Here is a 14,281-nt window from a genome sequence, read left to right on the forward strand (position 1 = left end):
AGCCCCGTCCTTTAGGGTTGAACCATGACTGAAGCGGCACACGGATAATGGCTAAACGCGGCAAGTCAGGCGGCCGGAACAGCCAGCGTCCGGGGGCGGGTGTCATCGAGGTGCCCAAGGGAACGCGGCCGGACGGCCCCGTTGAGGGCGTCTATTACATCGATACCGGCGACTGTGAGCTGATCGCGGACCAGGACAACTCCAACGGCTGGCTCCTGAAAATCAACGGTGTGATGAGCTCGCACATCGACCTCGAAGACCCGCTGTTCCTGGACTTTGAATACATGCGCTGGATGGCGGCCCTGATCGAGTCCCGCTGGCCGCAGCAGCCCAAAGGCGGGCAGTCCAAGGCATCGGATTCCCACAAGCTGCGCGGCCTGCACCTGGGCGGTGGCGCCTGTTCCCTGGCCCGCTATTTCCACTCGGCCTACCCTGACTCACGGCAGGTAGTGGTGGAGCTGGACGGCAAACTTGCCGAGTACGTCCGCGGTTGGTTCGACCTCCCCAAGGCACCCCTGCTGCGGCTCCGGGTGGGCGAAGCCCGCGCTGTCACCGAGACGCTGACGGAGGACAGCCGGGACTTCATCATCCGCGACGTCTTTGCCGGATCCCTGACGCCGCGTCCGCTCACCACGGCGGAGTTCAATGGCCACATCAGGCGGGTCCTGGCGCCCGGCGGGATCTATGTGGTGAACTCAGGCGACGCCCCGGACCTGAAAAACGCCCGCGAGGACGCAGCCACTATCGCTGCCACCTTCGAGCACACCCTCATCGTCGCCGATCCCGCCATGCTGAAGGGCCGTCGTTACGGGAATATGGTGATGGCCGGGAGCGACAGCCCGCTCGACGGCGATCCGCAACTGGCCCGGCGGCTCCTGGGCGGTGCCGTCCCGGCCCACATCTGGACTGACGCGCAGGTCCGCGCCTTTGCCTCCGGTTCGCCAGTGCGCCACGACCCCGCGCCACGCCCAACGACTGCTCCGTAACCGCCCGTGTGGCGCCTTAAAACGGCGGTTACGGAGCAATCGATCGGGGTTTTGCCCGGCCCAGCAGCGCTTCCCGATGCGCCAAGGTTTGGTCCCTCAGTGCCTGCACCACGGCGGCCACGGCAGGGCGCCGCATGGAATCGGGCCGGAGCACCATCCAATAAGGCAGCAGTTCGGCAAATTCGTCCGGCAGCAGACGGACCAGGTCATGGTGCAGATCGCCCATAAAGCAGGGCAGGAAACCGATGCCTGCACCGGCGCGAGTAGCCTCTACATGGACAAACACATTGGTGGAGGTGAGTCCGTCCCGCATGGCCGGCACCAGGCGGCGCGGAGCGTCGAGATCGTCAACCTGGAGCATGGAATCCACGAAGTACACCAACGGGTGTTCCGTCAGTTCCGCCACGCTGGCAGGAGTTCCGTTCTCAGCCAAATAAGCGCGGGATGCGTACATCCCCAGCATGTATTCACCCAGCCGTACCGCCTCGGCACGGTGGACCTGCGGCTCGCCCACCACCACTTCGATGTCCAGCCCCGAGCGCTGCTGCAGCGCGCGCCTGGTCATGGTGACCACCTCGACGCTGAGCCCGGGGTGGTCCCTGCGCAACCGGGCCACGGCCGGGGCGGCGATGTAGGCGCTGAAGCCGTCAGTAGCCGTCATCCGGACGGCGCCCGTGATGGGGTCCGGTGCCTGGCCGGCGGGACCCAGTGCATTTACTGCGGCCTCCACCTGCTCGGCAACCCGGACCGCTTCGCTGCCCAGCTCAGTGAGCTCCCAGCCGCCCGCGGCCCGGGCCAGGACCCGGCCGCCGAGCGCCTTCTCAAGCGCGGCGATCCGGCGTGACACGGTGGTGTGGTTCAGCCCCAAGGCTTGCGCCGCCGTCGTAAATTTTGCAGACCTGGACACTTCGAGGAGCACCAGCAGGTCATCGGGATTGGCCTTCATATCTGCAATTATGCACATGGCTCCTGCTGGATTGGCCATTGAATGCACAACTTTGTGCAGTGATACTCGATGAAGCCATTAGTGCTGTGGATCACGGCACGTGTCAAAGTGGACACTAAGGAGAAACTCAATGAGCGTAGAGCAGCGCTCGGCAGATAATGCCGCCGGACCCGCACCCAAGGGATCCGGACTCAAGAAGATCGTGGCCGCATCAATGGTGGGCACGGTAGTGGAATGGTACGAATTCTTCCTCTACGCCACAGCAGCAACCCTTGTCTTTGGCAAGTATTTCTTCCCCGCCACCGGCAACGAGCTGGACGGCATCATCCAGGCCTTCATCACCTACGCTGTGGGCTTTGTGGCCCGCCCGCTCGGTGGCATCGTCTTTGGCCAGATCGGCGACAAGCTGGGCCGCAAACCCACGCTTCAGCTCACCATCATCATCATTGGTGTGTCCACGTTCCTGATGGGCTGCCTCCCGGGCTTCGCCGACATCGGCTACCTCGCGCCGGCACTGCTGGTGTTCCTCCGCTTCATCCAGGGCTTCGCCCTCGGTGGCGAATGGGGCGGCGCCGTCCTCCTGGTCGCCGAGCACAGCCCCAACAAGTCCCGCGGATTCTGGTCCAGCTGGCCCCAGTCCGCCGTTCCGGTGGGCAACCTGCTGGCCACCCTGGTCCTCTACATCATGTCCTCCACCCTCAGCCCGGAGGCCTTCCTCAGCTGGGGCTGGCGCGTGGCGTTCTGGCTCTCCGCCGTGATCGTGTTCGTTGGCTACTACATCCGCACCCACGTCACCGAGGCCCCCATCTTCCTCGAGGCCAAGGCGCTGGTGGAGAAGGAACAGGCTGTCAGCTACGGCGTCTTCGAAGTGGTCCGCAAGTACCCCAAGGGAATCCTGCAGGCCATGGGGCTGCGTTTCGCGGAGAACATCATGTACTACCTGGTGGTCAGCTTCGCGATTGTCTACCTCAAGAGCGTCCACAAGTACGACACTTCCTCGCTCCTGCTGGCACTCCTGATCGCCCACGTCATCCACTTCCTGGTCATCCCGCAGGTTGGACGGCTCGTTGACAGCTGGGGCCGGAAGCCGGTTTACCTCGTAGGTGCCATCACGGGCGCCACCTGGCCCTTCTTCGCCTTCCCGATGTTCGATACCCGGAACGCGTTTGTCATCGTCCTCGCGGTGACGATCGGCCTATGCCTCCACGCGTTTATGTACGCCGGACAGCCTGCCATCATGGCCGAGCTCTTCCCCACCCGGATGCGCTACGCCGGTGTGTCCCTGGGCTCGCAGGTCACCTCGATCTTCGCCGGTTCGCTGGCGCCGCTCCTGGCCACCCAGTGGCTCAAGGACACCGGATCCTGGCTCCCCACGGCCATCTACCTGGTGGTGGCGTGCGCTATCACCACGGTGGCAGTGTTGAGCCTGAAGGAGACCAAGGGCATCGCCCTGGAGGACGTGGACAGGGCCGACGCCGAGCGGGAGGGGCTGCTCACGCCAAGCTCACGCTGAGCTGCTTGAGCTGCTGACGCCGGAAGATTGAGGGACACGATGGGAACGGGATCTGCTATGGAAAACACACTGAACGGCCGCAAGGCCCTCGTGACCGGCGGCGCCAGCGGGATCGGCGCAGCGTGTGTCCGCGAGCTCGCCGCACGCGGGGCGAAGGTGGTGGTTGCCGACGTCGACTCTGCCGGCGCCTCCGCCCTCGCCGACGAGGTGGGCGGCACCGCCTGGGCCATCGATCTGCTGGACGTGGACAAGCTCGCCACCCTGAGCCTGGACTGCGACATCCTGGTGAACAACGCCGGGATCCAGCGCATCAGCCCTATTGAGGACTTTGATCCGGTGGAATTCCGCCGGATTATCACCCTCATGCTGGAGGCGCCGTTCCTGCTGATCCGGGCAGCCCTTCCGCACATGTATGCCGGTGGGTACGGCCGCATCATCAACCTGTCCTCGGTGCACGGGATCCGTGCCTCCCCGTTCAAAAGCGCGTACGTATCCGCCAAGCACGGCCTGGAAGGGCTGAGCAAGGTGACGGCGCTGGAGGGCGGGGAGCACGGGGTCACGTCCAACTGCATCAACCCCGGCTACGTCCGCACACCCCTGGTGGAGACGCAGATCGCCGATCAGGCCAAGGTCCACGGGATCCCCGAATCCGAGGTCCTCGCCAAGGTCATGCTCACCGAGGCCGCCATCAAGCGGCTGGTTGAGCCCGAGGAAGTGGCGTCCCTGGTGGCCTGGCTGGCATCAGATCACGCAGGCATGGTCACCGGCGCCAGCTACACCATGGACGGCGGCTGGTCCGCCCGCTGATCAGGCGGCTGGCTTGCCCTGCCGAGGTTTCTCCGGCAGGGCCACCGCCCGGCGGGGCTATTCCTGCGGCTTGAGCTGGCGGTGATCGAAGTAGAAAATTCCCGCCGCGGTTCCGACCCCAACGCTCGGACCGCGGCGGGATACCACTATCCCCTCGCGCCGGCCGTTGAACGGATCCTCTGCCACCACGGCGTCGCCCACCCGGTAGGGGCTCCGCGGCGCCGTGATTCTCCGGACCCGGGCGGCGATTCGGGCCAGATTCTTTGCGATCAGGGCCGCAGGGCTCACGGGACGGCCCATGCTGGCAAGGTCCTGGATATGCGTTTTCACCATTGAAACCACTCCTTGGAGCGGCTCCTGGCCGCTCGCTCTGGTGCAGTTGCCGGAACGCTCCCAGCAGAGGATGGTCCTCCAATTCCTGGCTGGCACCTTAGGAATACGCTATGCGCTATTCACACCAGTCACACCAGTAACATGTACTCATTTTTTGTTTCGGCCACCACTTGGTGGTTTCACCAGCTCAACGCTCCCATTCGGGGCGTCAGCGCTGGCCGTTCATGATGTCATCGGCATTGTTGTAGGCCCAGGTGACCAGCGGGACCAGCAATGCGGTCAGTTCATAGCCGCGCCCGGTCAAGCTGTAGTCCACGCGGGGCGGTATCACCGCCTGGGCCTTCCTCAGCACCAGGCCGTCCCGTTCAAGGGTCTTCAGGGTCTGCGCCAACATTTTTTCGCTGATGCCTTCGGCCCGGCGCCGAAGTTCGCTCCAGCGCTGCTCGCCCTCAGAGAGTGACAGCAGGACCAGGACGCCCCACTTGGAGGTGATGTGGTCCAGCACTGTGCGGCTGGGGCACCCAGCTGGGAACACGCCGTCGGCAAAGTCCACGGGCAGAGGAGCCGGCAAGCGGCTTGCTTCCATGCTGTTGGTGATCATGCATTCAGCTTACCGAAAAGGCCGTACCTAACTTCTGGGTAAGTACCTTACTTTAAAGTGCGTACTCTCCATCAGGAAGTTATCGGCCGTGTTCCTCGTTGTGCAGGGTGACCCCCTTACAGATGGTGAAAGGAACCACCCATGAGCATCGTTATCACCGGAACAACCGGACAGCTTGGCCGCCACGTCGTCGAGGCACTGCTGGAACGCAACATCCCGGCAGCCGGGATTGTGGCCGCTGGCCGCTCCATCGAGAAGCTCGCCGACTTCGCCGCACGCGGCGTGCAGGTCAGGGCCATGGACTACACGGATGCCGCTTCCGTTGCCGCAGCCCTCGACGGCGCCACCAAAGTCCTCCTGATTTCCGGCAGCGAGGTTGGCCAGCGGGTTGAGCAGCACCGCACGGTCATTGAGGCTGCAAAGGCCGGGGGCGTGGAGCTCATCGCCTACACCAGCATCGCCAACGCCGATACCACCGGCATGAAGCTTGCCGCCGAACACCAGGCAACCGAGGCCATCCTCAAGGATTCGGGGATCCCGTTCGCGATCCTCCGCAATGGTTGGTACCTCGAGAACTACACCGAGCAGCTTCCCGGCACGCTGGCGCAGGGCGCCCTCGCCGGCAGCGCCGGAGACGGAAAGGTCAGCGCTGCGTCCCGCCTGGACTATGCCGAGGCCGCCGCCGCTGTGCTTGTTTCGGCTGAAAACCAGGCCGGCAAGGTCTATGAACTGGGCGGGGACCACTCCTTCACCCTGGTTGAGCTGGCCGCCGAGATCAGCACCGCGGCCAACCAGACCGTGGCCTACCAGGACCTCCCGGCCGGGGACTACGCCGGGCTGCTGGCAGGCTTCGGCGTGCCCCAGGCCTTCGCCGATATCCTGGCGGACTCGGACCTCGGCATCGCACGCGGCGACCTGCACGTCGGCGGCTCCGACCTCCGCGACCTGATCGGCCGCCCCACCACCCCGATGCCCGCCGCCATCCGCTCCGCCCTCGCCGCCGTCTGACCCTTCCCGGACGCTCTCTCACTTCCTGCAGGTTTTGACCCAACGCTCTCTCACATTTTCATGACCAGTTCATGAGGTGGGGGAGCGTTGGCGGTGTCAGGACTTGCTGCCCGCCAGTGCCAGCGCTCCGCCGAGGCCGATCATCATGACTCCGCCGGCGGCGCTAAGGGTAAAGAGCCGGCCCGGTAGTCAACGAACTGCGGCAGCACCGCCACGACGAAAACGGTCGACGTGAGGTACGTGGCACCCACCAGGAATCCCTCGCCGAGCACGCGCCAGGTGGACGACGGCGGCACTGGACCGGCCGCCGTCGTCGTACGTCCGCCCCGGTGCCGGATCGCCTGAACGCTGAGATACACGAGATAGCCCGCACCGGCGCATTTGATGACACTGAACAGCACCGTCGACTGTGCCACCGCAGTAGTGGTTAATGCCGCTGCGATGAATTCAGATCCGTCGGAGACTCATGCGACCCTGTCTGGTTTTCTTTGCATTGGCATGTCAGATTGGTTTACGTCTGCCGACGAGGGTTCCAGCCCTGGTGAAACCAAACCAGGGTGACCAACGCCATCCGTCGGCTCGTGTTTGAGCGCGCCCACGTGCCCAGCGTTCCGCTGGAGGACGTTTTCCAGTACCCGGATCATGGAGGAGACGCATCATGAAAGCTATCGTGCAGGATGTCTACGGGAATTCGGACGTGCTCAGGCTGCGGGAGGTGGCGCAGCCCGTACCGGGTGCAGGCGAAGTGCTTGTCCGGGTCCGTGCCGCCGGTGTGGACCAGGGAGTCTGGCACCTTATGACCGGACTGCCGTACCTGCTCCGGCTCTTCGGCTACGGCCTGAAGAAGCCCAAGGTGCCAGTGCGTGGACGGGAGGTAGCCGGCTTGGTGGAAGCCGTCGGGGCCGGCGTGACCCGGTTCCAGCCCGGCGATGAGGTGTTCGGCATGTGCGAAGGGTCTTTCGCCGAATACGTCTGCGCCAAGGAAGCACTCGTCGCGCGAAAACCTGCCAACCTGACCTTCGAGGAGGCCGCGGCTGCACCCATCTCGGCCGGTACAGCACTGCAGGCGGTCCGGGATGCGGGGCACGTCGCTGTAGGCCACAAGGTGCTGATCATCGGGGCCGGTGGGGGAGTGGGCTCGTTCGCCGTGCAGATTGCGAAGGCATTCGGGGCAGAGGTCTCAGGAGTCTGCAGCACAGGCAAAGTGGATCTGGTGCATTCCCTCGGCGCCGACCACGTCATCGATTACACGCGTGAGGATTTTGCCCAAGCAGGAGTGCTCTACGACGTCATCCTGGATACCGCCGGCAACAGGCCCCTGTCACTCCTTAGGCGTGCGCTCACGCCCAAGGGAGTTCTGGTGATCGTCGGGGGCGAAGGTGGCGGAAAGCTTACCGGCGGGTTCCAGCGGTCCCTCGGTGCGCCGCTGGTCGCGCTGTTCTCCGGACAGAAACTCAAGGCGCTCGTCGCGAAGGAGAACTACAGTGATCTTGAGGCACTGACCACCCTGATCGAAGCCGGTAGTGTAAAACCCGCTGTGGACAGGGTTTTCCCCCTCGCGGAAGCCCCCACCGCTGTGGCCTACCTGCACGATGGCAAGGCCCGCGGCAAGGTGGTTGTCAGTATCTCAGGAGCATGACTGGGCAGAACATCCAAGGTAATTTACTGACGCCAGAGTTATCCACATAGGCCTTCCTCCGCGCCTTGATTGTCGGTGCCTCGCAGGATGATGGGGGTATGGAAAGCACGACGGCGGACGAGGTTCTGGAGCGCATCATGGCGTCCGCTGCCGCTGCCGCTGTCGCTGTCGCCGCCGCTGTCGCTGTCCCCGTTCGTCCCGGCGACGGTGGTGACGGTCCTCGGGATGCGGTTCAGGACGAGCCTCAAGACGAGGTTTTGTTCCCGTCGGATCCGTTGCGCCGGCGGAAGGATTTTTGCCTGGACCGGTTGGTTGGGATTGCCCGGCTTGAGGCCCGGACCGCGGCGGAGAAGGTCCGGGTCCTCGCGGAACTGGTCGAAGTCTGTGCAGCGTTGGACCCGCCGGGGCAGTCGCCGCAGGAGGCCACGGCTCAGGAAATGTCGTTGGTCGCCGAGGTCGCGTGCGCCCTGACTGTCGGTGAGCGGACCGCCGGTGCCCTGCTGGCCGAATCCCAGACCCTCACGGCTGGTTTGCCGTTGACCCTGTCCGCGCTGACGGAAGGTTCCCTCTCCTGGCAGCATGCCCGGGTGATGGTGGACGAGACCACCAACCTCGACCACACCGCCGCGAGGGCGTTGGAGGCGCATTTCCTGGACCCTGAGGCGCCCAACCCGGCGCGCGGGTGTCCCGCCGGGGAACTGATCGCTTCCCGGTTCCGGCAGAAGGCCCGGACGTGGCGGGAACGCCACCACCCGGTGAGCATCGAAAAACGCCACCTGAAGTCTGTGGCGGACCGGCGGCTGGAATACCGGCCGGACCGGGACTGCATGGCCTGGCTTTCGGCGTACCTGCCCGCGGACGAGGCCGTGGGGATCTGGAACCGGGCCACCGCGGCGGCGCGGGCGTTGCAGGGCCCGGATGAGGACCGCACCATGACCCAGCTGCGGGCCGACGCCGCCGCGGCCTGGCTCCTGGGCGGCTCCGAGGACAGTCTCGCCGCGGGTGTCCCTGTACCGCGGGCGCAGGTCCTGGTCACCGTCCCCATCATGTCCCTCCTCGGAATCACGGATGAGCCTGCGGTGTTGGACGGGTTCGGGCCGATCCCCATCACCATGGCCCGCAGGCTCATCGCCGAGGGCGCCGAGTCCTTCCACCGGGTGCTCATAGACCCGAGGGATGGTGCGCCGTTGGAGATCGGCCGGACCAGTTACCGGGTGACCAAGGCCCAGCGGCAGTGGCTCAGGATGCGTGATGGGAAGTGCCCGTTTCCTGGTTGCAGCAACCATTCCCTGGACAACGAAGCGGACCATTTGCTCGCTTGGGCCCACGGCGGAACCACCGGCGTCAGTAACCTTTCCCAGCCGTGTCCACGGCATCATCGGCTCAGGCACACCGGAGGCTGGACACCCGGACCCGCCACCAAAGACCACCCACCAGGCTGGATCTCACCCACCGGCAGGAGCTACGCCACCGAAGAACCCGACTGGGAACCACCCCAACTACCAGACAACTTGCAGGACCTGCTACGAGATCGGGAGTCAGGTCGCAGCACGTTTGGAGAACCTGAACTGGTATCTACCGAGCGCGAGTGATTCGGGGCGATCTTTGCCCAGAGTGACGAACCCATCAGCGTTCAGGCCATCTCAGCGTTGGGCCCCGCAGCGTTTAGGGGTTGTCGCGGTATTGAGTCTTCTGCGTCGCATCGAAGGCGGTATGCGCGACGTCCTCGATAGCGGATCGGTGTGCGGCCCATTCCTCCGGGGTGTGCTGTGTCAGATTCAGATCGCCCGGCCGCTGGCCAGTTGCGCCATCGATGAGTTCGCGCAGGATGTCCGCATGGCCCAGGTGATGCGCCCTTTCCACAACCATGCGAACCAAAATCTGGTGCAGCGTGACCTGACGCCGCTCCACGGCCACCACGGCACCGCCCCGGCTGCATCCACGTCTGGTATTCCAGACAGGAGCTATGGTCTGATGACTCACTGGACTCCAATACGGGGTGCAAGGTTGAGTACGGGATCCCGGACAGCTCGCCGGGTTCCGGCACCACAGACCAGCTCGGCAGATGATGGAGACCCACGATGGCAAATGCGGAGGCTAAACCCCAAACAGGCCGTGAGCCAAAGGTGGCATCGAAGGTCCCGGCCGCCGAGAACACCCTGCGCATTCTCAAACTGCTGGCCTCGAAGCGGGGGCCGATGGCGGCGTCGAGCATTGCCACGTCGCTGGGCCTGCCACGGTCCAGCGTTTACCACCTCCTTGGCGTGATGGAGGCGAACGGGTTTGTCCTCCATCTGCACGAGGAGCAGCGTTACGGGCTAGGAATCAGCGCCTTTGAACTCAGCTCGGCCTATTCGCGGCAGGAGCCACTTTCGCGTTTGGGCCGGCCGTTGCTGGCGTCGCTGGTGGACGTCATCGGCGAGAGCGCGCACCTGGCGGTGCTCCACGGGCGGGACGTGCTCTATATCGTGGAGGAACGGGCCAAAAACCGCCCGTCTCTGGTAACCGACGTCGGCGTCCGTTTGCCGAGCCATCTCACCGCCAGCGGCCGCGCGATACTTGCCGCACTCCCGAAGTCCCAGGTCCGGGCGCTCTATCCAAATGCTGCGGCGTTTACTGCCCGGCATGAGGTGGAAGGCGCCATCATGAAGTACTCCGCCCTGTCTTCGCATCTCGATCAGGTCAGGCAGCGCGGCTACGCCACGGAGCACGGTGAGGTGACACCCGGTTTCGGCTCGATCGCCGCGGTGGTGACGGACCATGTTGGATGGCCGACGGCGGCAGTCGCCGTGACCTTTCTGGAAGACAAATTGCCGGCGGACCAGTGGCCGAGGCTCGCCGCCCGGGTGCAGAAAGCAGCGGACGAACTCTCGGTCCGCATTCACGGCCGCCCGGCCCAGTAGCCCTACGCACCCACCCTTGCGCTATCACTTTTAGTTGCCATGGCGGCGGAGTAGGTACCAAAAGTGAAAGGACAACGGCGGGTGGTCAGCAGTCTGTAATACCGGACAGCACCGCCCGCAATGCCCTGTTGCCGCCGTTGGCGAGGGGCTTTAGTTGATACAGAACCTCTTACCGGCACAACAGGAGAAGGAGCCACCATGGCACCCGCCGATTTCACCACCGGTGCCCGCCCGGTCAAAGCAGCCCGGGGCACCACCCTCACCGCCAAGAGCTGGCAGACCGAAGCGCCGCTGCGCATGCTCATGAACAACCTGGACCCGGAGGTCGCCGAACGTCCCGATGACCTCGTGGTCTACGGCGGCACCGGCCGGGCCGTCCGCTCCTGGGCCGCGTTCGACGCGATCACCCGCACCCTGGAAACCATGGAAAAGGACGAAACCCTCCTGGTCCAGTCCGGCAAACCGGTGGGCGTCTTCCGCACCAACGAATGGGCGCCGCGTGTGCTGCTGGCCAACTCCAACCTCGTCGGCGACTGGGCCAACTGGCCCGAATTTCGCCGCCTCGAGGCCGAGGGCCTGATGATGTACGGCCAGATGACCGCAGGGTCCTGGATCTACATCGGCACCCAGGGCATCCTGCAGGGCACCTTCGAAACCTTCGCCGCGATCGCCCGAAAGCTCACCGGTGATGAGGACGGCACCCTCGCCGGAACCCTGACGCTCACCGGCGGGTGCGGCGGGATGGGCGGCGCCCAGCCGCTTGCGGTGACGCTGAACGACGGCGCCTGCCTGATCGTCGACGTCGACGAGACCCGCCTGCGCCGCCGAGCCGGCAAGCGCTACCTGGACGAGGTGGAAACCGATCTCGACGCCGCCATCGCCAAGGTGCTCAAAGCCAAGGAAGAGCGCCGCGGCTGGTCAGTGGGCTACCTCGGCAACGCCGCGGAGGTTTTCCCCGAAATCCTGCGCCGCCACAACGCCGGCGAGCTCACCGTGGACATCGTCACTGACCAGACTTCCGCGCACGATCCGCTGAGCTACCTGCCCGAAGGCATCACGGTGGAGGAATGGCACCGCGAGGCCGCGGCCGATCCGGAAGGCTTCACCAAGAAAGCCCAGGCCTCCATGGCAAAGCATGTTCAGGCCATGGTGGAGTTCCAGGACGCCGGGGCCGAGGTCTTCGACTACGGCAACTCCATCCGCGATGAAGCCCGCAAGGGGGGCTACAACCGGGCCTTCGAGTTCCCCGGCTTCGTCCCCGCCTACATCCGGCCCCTTTTTTGCGAAGGCCTGGGCCCGTTCCGCTGGGTGGCGCTCTCCGGTGACCCGGAGGACATTGCCGTCACCGACGCAGCCATCAAAGACCTCTTCCCCGAGAACAAGCACCTGCACCGTTGGATCGACGCGGCCCAGGAACGGGTGGAGTTCGAGGGGCTGCCGGCCCGGATCTGCTGGCTGGGCTACGGCGACCGCGCCAAGGCCGGCCTGCTGTTCAACCAGCTGGTCAAGGAGGGCAAGGTCAAGGCGCCCATCGTGATCGGCCGCGACCACCTCGACTCCGGCTCCGTCGCCTCCCCGTACCGCGAAACCGAAGCCATGGCCGACGGCTCGGACGCCATCGCCGACTGGCCCCTGCTCAACGCCCTGCTCAACACAGCCTCCGGCGCCACCTGGGTCTCGATCCACCACGGCGGCGGCGTCGGAATCGGCCGCTCCATCCACGCCGGCCAGGTATCCGTCGCGGACGGCACAGACCTAGCGGCACAGAAACTCGAACGCCTGCTCACCAACGACCCCGGCATGGGCGTCATCCGCCACGCAGACGCCGGCTACGAACGCGCCGTCGAGGTCGCCGCCGAACGCGGCGTCCGCATCCCCATGGACCAGAAGTAGGAATCATGACCCTCCCCACGAACTCCCTGACCTCGCAAACTCGGCCAGGGAACCCTGTCCGCGTGGGCCCAACCCACGAACCGCTCACCGTTACCCTCGGCTCCAGCGGCGTCACGCCCGAGGAAGTTGTCGCCGTCGCCCGCCACAACGCCAAGGTGACAGTCTCTCCGGAAGCCCTCAAAACAGTGGCAAAGGTCCGCGCCCACATCGATGACCTCGCCAACAGCGAGACTCCGGCGTACGGAATCTCCACAGGCTTCGGCGCGCTGGCCAACAGGCATATCCCCAACGAACTTCGCACCCAGCTCCAGAAGTCCCTGATCAGGAGCCACGCTGCCGGCATGGGCCCGGCGGTGGAGCGCGAAGTGGTTCGCGGCATTATGTTCCTGCGCGCCAAGACCCTCGCTTCGGGCCGCACAGGCGTCCGCCCCGTGGTGCTGCAGACCATGGTGGACGTGCTCAACGCCGGCATCACCCCTGAGGTCCGCGAGTTCGGTTCGCTCGGCTGTTCCGGCGACCTCGCCCCGCTGTCGCACTGTGCCCTGGTCCTGATGGGCGAGGGTGAGGCGGAAGGGCCCGACGGCGTGACATACGGCGGCCGCGGCGGGGAACCTGTCGCCGTACTGCTCGCCCGGCACGGCATCGAACCCGTGACCCTCGCCGAGAAGGAGGGCCTTGCGCTGGTCAACGGTACCGAGGGCATGCTGGGCATGCTCCTGATGGCCATCGCGGACCTTCGCCAGCTGGTGACGACGGCGGATATCACCGCCGCGCTGAGTGTTGAGGCCCTGCTGGGTACTGACCAGGTGTTCCTGCCGGAGCTGCACGCTGCGCTCCGGCCGCACCCGGGGCAGGCTGCGAGTGCTGACAACATGCTGCGGGTGCTGTCCAACTCGCCGATCGTGGCCTCCCACCGTGTGGGTGATTCCAAGGTCCAGGACGCGTACTCCCTGCGCTGCGCACCCCAGGTGGCCGGCGCGGTAAGGGACACCGTGGACTACGCCGCCCTGGTGGCATCCCGGGAACTCGCTGCCGCGATCGACAACCCGGTGGTCCTCCCGGACGGGCGTGTCAGCTCCAACGGGAACTTCCACGGCGCCCCGGTGGCCTACGTTCTGGATTTCCTCGCTATCGCTGCGGCGGACCTGAGCTCCATCGCAGAGCGACGCACTGACCGGATGCTGGACCCGGCACGGTCCCACGGGCTTCCCGCCTTCCTCGCCGACGATCCCGGTGTCGATTCGGGCCTGATGATCGCGCAGTACACGCAGGCGGGATTGGTTTCAGACAACAAGCGGCTGGCCGTTCCCGCATCGGTAGACTCCATCCCGAGCTCGGCCATGCAGGAGGACCACGTTTCGATGGGCTGGCACGCCGCCCGCAAGCTCCGCAAGTCCGTGGAGAACCTGCGCCGGGTCCTGGCCATCGAACTGGTGACCTCGGCGCGTGCCCTGGACATCCGGACGCAGCACTCCGGCGGCGGCCTGGTACCGGGCCCGGCGGGGAACGCAGTGATCGAGGTGTTGCGGACTGTCGTCGAGGGCCCCGGCACGGACAGGTTCCTGTCCCCGGAACTGGAAGCGGCCGATCGGCTGGTTGCCTCGGGACAGGTCCGCGCGGCTGCCGAGGCTGCCGTAGGAATGCTTGCCTAA

The 14,281-nt window shown here is 65.5% G+C and carries 14 protein-coding genes; 9 read left to right on the plus strand and 5 right to left on the minus strand.

The features are described 5' to 3' along the window. The first annotated feature begins 47 nt into the window (after positions 1-47). Positions 48-986, plus strand: a complete 939-nt coding sequence (locus ACP7AX_RS13060) for a spermidine synthase (RefSeq protein ID WP_426226845.1) — start codon at positions 48-50, stop codon at positions 984-986. A gap of 28 nt (positions 987-1,014) precedes the next feature. On the opposite strand, the gene ACP7AX_RS13065 is transcribed toward ACP7AX_RS13060, so the two are convergent. Further along, on the minus strand, positions 1,015-1,932 hold the full coding sequence (locus ACP7AX_RS13065; protein WP_131685241.1) for a LysR substrate-binding domain-containing protein: 918 nt from the start codon (positions 1,930-1,932) through the stop codon (positions 1,015-1,017). Between the two features lie 130 nt (positions 1,933-2,062). Here ACP7AX_RS13065 and ACP7AX_RS13070 point away from each other — a divergent pair, with 130 nt between their 5' ends. Further along, entirely contained in the window at positions 2,063-3,445 is a 1,383-nt protein-coding gene (locus tag ACP7AX_RS13070) for an MFS transporter (RefSeq protein ID WP_426226848.1), read from the plus strand. 57 nt (positions 3,446-3,502) lie between these two features. After that, the gene (locus ACP7AX_RS13075; protein ID WP_131685239.1) at positions 3,503-4,252 is read left to right on the plus strand and encodes a 3-hydroxybutyrate dehydrogenase; all 750 of its coding nucleotides are present in this window, start codon (positions 3,503-3,505) and stop codon (positions 4,250-4,252) included. A 57-nt stretch (positions 4,253-4,309) separates the two neighbouring features. Here the strand turns inward: ACP7AX_RS13075 and ACP7AX_RS13080 are convergent, their stop codons facing one another. Both ACP7AX_RS13080 and ACP7AX_RS13085 read right to left on the minus strand, forming a co-directional pair. Next, positions 4,310-4,585, minus strand: a complete 276-nt coding sequence (locus ACP7AX_RS13080) for a hypothetical protein (protein ID WP_426226850.1) — start codon at positions 4,583-4,585, stop codon at positions 4,310-4,312. Positions 4,586-4,793: 208 nt separating this feature from the next. Further along, on the minus strand, positions 4,794-5,186 hold the full coding sequence (locus tag ACP7AX_RS13085) for a winged helix-turn-helix transcriptional regulator (RefSeq protein WP_426226852.1): 393 nt from the start codon (positions 5,184-5,186) through the stop codon (positions 4,794-4,796). A 141-nt stretch (positions 5,187-5,327) separates the two neighbouring features. Between ACP7AX_RS13085 and ACP7AX_RS13090 the strand changes: the two genes are divergently transcribed. After that, positions 5,328-6,194 carry an SDR family oxidoreductase gene (locus ACP7AX_RS13090; protein WP_426226854.1) on the plus strand — a complete coding sequence of 289 codons (867 nt, stop codon included), beginning with the start codon at positions 5,328-5,330 and terminating at the stop codon, positions 6,192-6,194. Positions 6,195-6,337: 143 nt separating this feature from the next. Here the strand turns inward: ACP7AX_RS13090 and ACP7AX_RS13095 are convergent, their stop codons facing one another. After that, on the minus strand, positions 6,338-6,610 hold the full coding sequence (locus tag ACP7AX_RS13095) for a LysE family translocator (RefSeq protein WP_426226856.1): 273 nt from the start codon (positions 6,608-6,610) through the stop codon (positions 6,338-6,340). Between the two features lie 242 nt (positions 6,611-6,852). On the opposite strand from ACP7AX_RS13095, the gene ACP7AX_RS13100 reads away from it, so the two are divergent. Continuing rightward, a complete protein-coding gene (locus tag ACP7AX_RS13100; RefSeq protein ID WP_426226858.1) occupies positions 6,853-7,833 on the plus strand; it encodes an NAD(P)-dependent alcohol dehydrogenase in 981 nt (326 codons plus the stop codon). Positions 7,834-7,931: 98 nt separating this feature from the next. Continuing rightward, entirely contained in the window at positions 7,932-9,425 is a 1,494-nt protein-coding gene (locus tag ACP7AX_RS13105; RefSeq protein WP_426226860.1) for a DUF222 domain-containing protein, read from the plus strand. A 73-nt stretch (positions 9,426-9,498) separates the two neighbouring features. On the opposite strand, the gene ACP7AX_RS13110 is transcribed toward ACP7AX_RS13105, so the two are convergent. After that, on the minus strand, positions 9,499-9,753 hold the full coding sequence (locus tag ACP7AX_RS13110; RefSeq protein WP_426226862.1) for a DUF664 domain-containing protein: 255 nt from the start codon (positions 9,751-9,753) through the stop codon (positions 9,499-9,501). A 161-nt stretch (positions 9,754-9,914) separates the two neighbouring features. Here ACP7AX_RS13110 and ACP7AX_RS13115 point away from each other — a divergent pair, with 161 nt between their 5' ends. The 3 genes from ACP7AX_RS13115 to hutH all read left to right on the plus strand — a co-directional run bounded on the left by ACP7AX_RS13115 (position 9,915) and on the right by hutH (position 14,281). After that, positions 9,915-10,736: an IclR family transcriptional regulator gene (locus ACP7AX_RS13115; protein ID WP_426226864.1), complete on the plus strand. Its 822-nt coding sequence runs from the start codon at positions 9,915-9,917 to the stop codon at positions 10,734-10,736. A 198-nt stretch (positions 10,737-10,934) separates the two neighbouring features. Then, positions 10,935-12,629, plus strand: a complete 1,695-nt coding sequence (locus ACP7AX_RS13120) for a urocanate hydratase (RefSeq protein ID WP_426226866.1) — start codon at positions 10,935-10,937, stop codon at positions 12,627-12,629. A 5-nt stretch (positions 12,630-12,634) separates the two neighbouring features. Beyond that, positions 12,635-14,281 (plus strand): histidine ammonia-lyase, encoded by a 1,647-nt coding sequence (gene hutH, locus ACP7AX_RS13125; protein ID WP_426226868.1) that lies wholly within the window; start codon positions 12,635-12,637, stop codon positions 14,279-14,281.

It is taken from the genome of Pseudarthrobacter sp. DSP2-3-2b1 (assembly GCF_049895945.1).
Classification (GTDB): domain Bacteria; phylum Actinomycetota; class Actinomycetes; order Actinomycetales; family Micrococcaceae; genus Arthrobacter.

Bases quoted from the DNA above. Each gene is read 5' to 3' on its own strand.
- ACP7AX_RS13090 (WP_426226854.1), top strand. From the start codon at position 5,328: ATGAGCATCGTTATCACCGGAACAACCGGACAGCTTGGCCGCCACGTC.
- ACP7AX_RS13115 (WP_426226864.1), top strand. From the start codon at position 9,915: ATGGCAAATGCGGAGGCTAAACCCCAAACAGGCCGTGAGCCAAAGGTG.
- ACP7AX_RS13060 (WP_426226845.1), top strand. From the start codon at position 48: ATGGCTAAACGCGGCAAGTCAGGCGGCCGGAACAGCCAGCGTCCGGGG.
- ACP7AX_RS13065 (WP_131685241.1), bottom strand. From the start codon at position 1,932: ATGAAGGCCAATCCCGATGACCTGCTGGTGCTCCTCGAAGTGTCCAGG.
- hutH (WP_426226868.1), top strand. From the start codon at position 12,635: ATGACCCTCCCCACGAACTCCCTGACCTCGCAAACTCGGCCAGGGAAC.
- ACP7AX_RS13120 (WP_426226866.1), top strand. From the start codon at position 10,935: ATGGCACCCGCCGATTTCACCACCGGTGCCCGCCCGGTCAAAGCAGCC.
- ACP7AX_RS13075 (WP_131685239.1), top strand. From the start codon at position 3,503: ATGGAAAACACACTGAACGGCCGCAAGGCCCTCGTGACCGGCGGCGCC.
- ACP7AX_RS13080 (WP_426226850.1), bottom strand. From the start codon at position 4,585: ATGGTGAAAACGCATATCCAGGACCTTGCCAGCATGGGCCGTCCCGTG.
- ACP7AX_RS13070 (WP_426226848.1), top strand. From the start codon at position 2,063: ATGAGCGTAGAGCAGCGCTCGGCAGATAATGCCGCCGGACCCGCACCC.
- ACP7AX_RS13100 (WP_426226858.1), top strand. From the start codon at position 6,853: ATGAAAGCTATCGTGCAGGATGTCTACGGGAATTCGGACGTGCTCAGG.
- ACP7AX_RS13085 (WP_426226852.1), bottom strand. From the start codon at position 5,186: ATGATCACCAACAGCATGGAAGCAAGCCGCTTGCCGGCTCCTCTGCCC.
- ACP7AX_RS13105 (WP_426226860.1), top strand. From the start codon at position 7,932: ATGGAAAGCACGACGGCGGACGAGGTTCTGGAGCGCATCATGGCGTCC.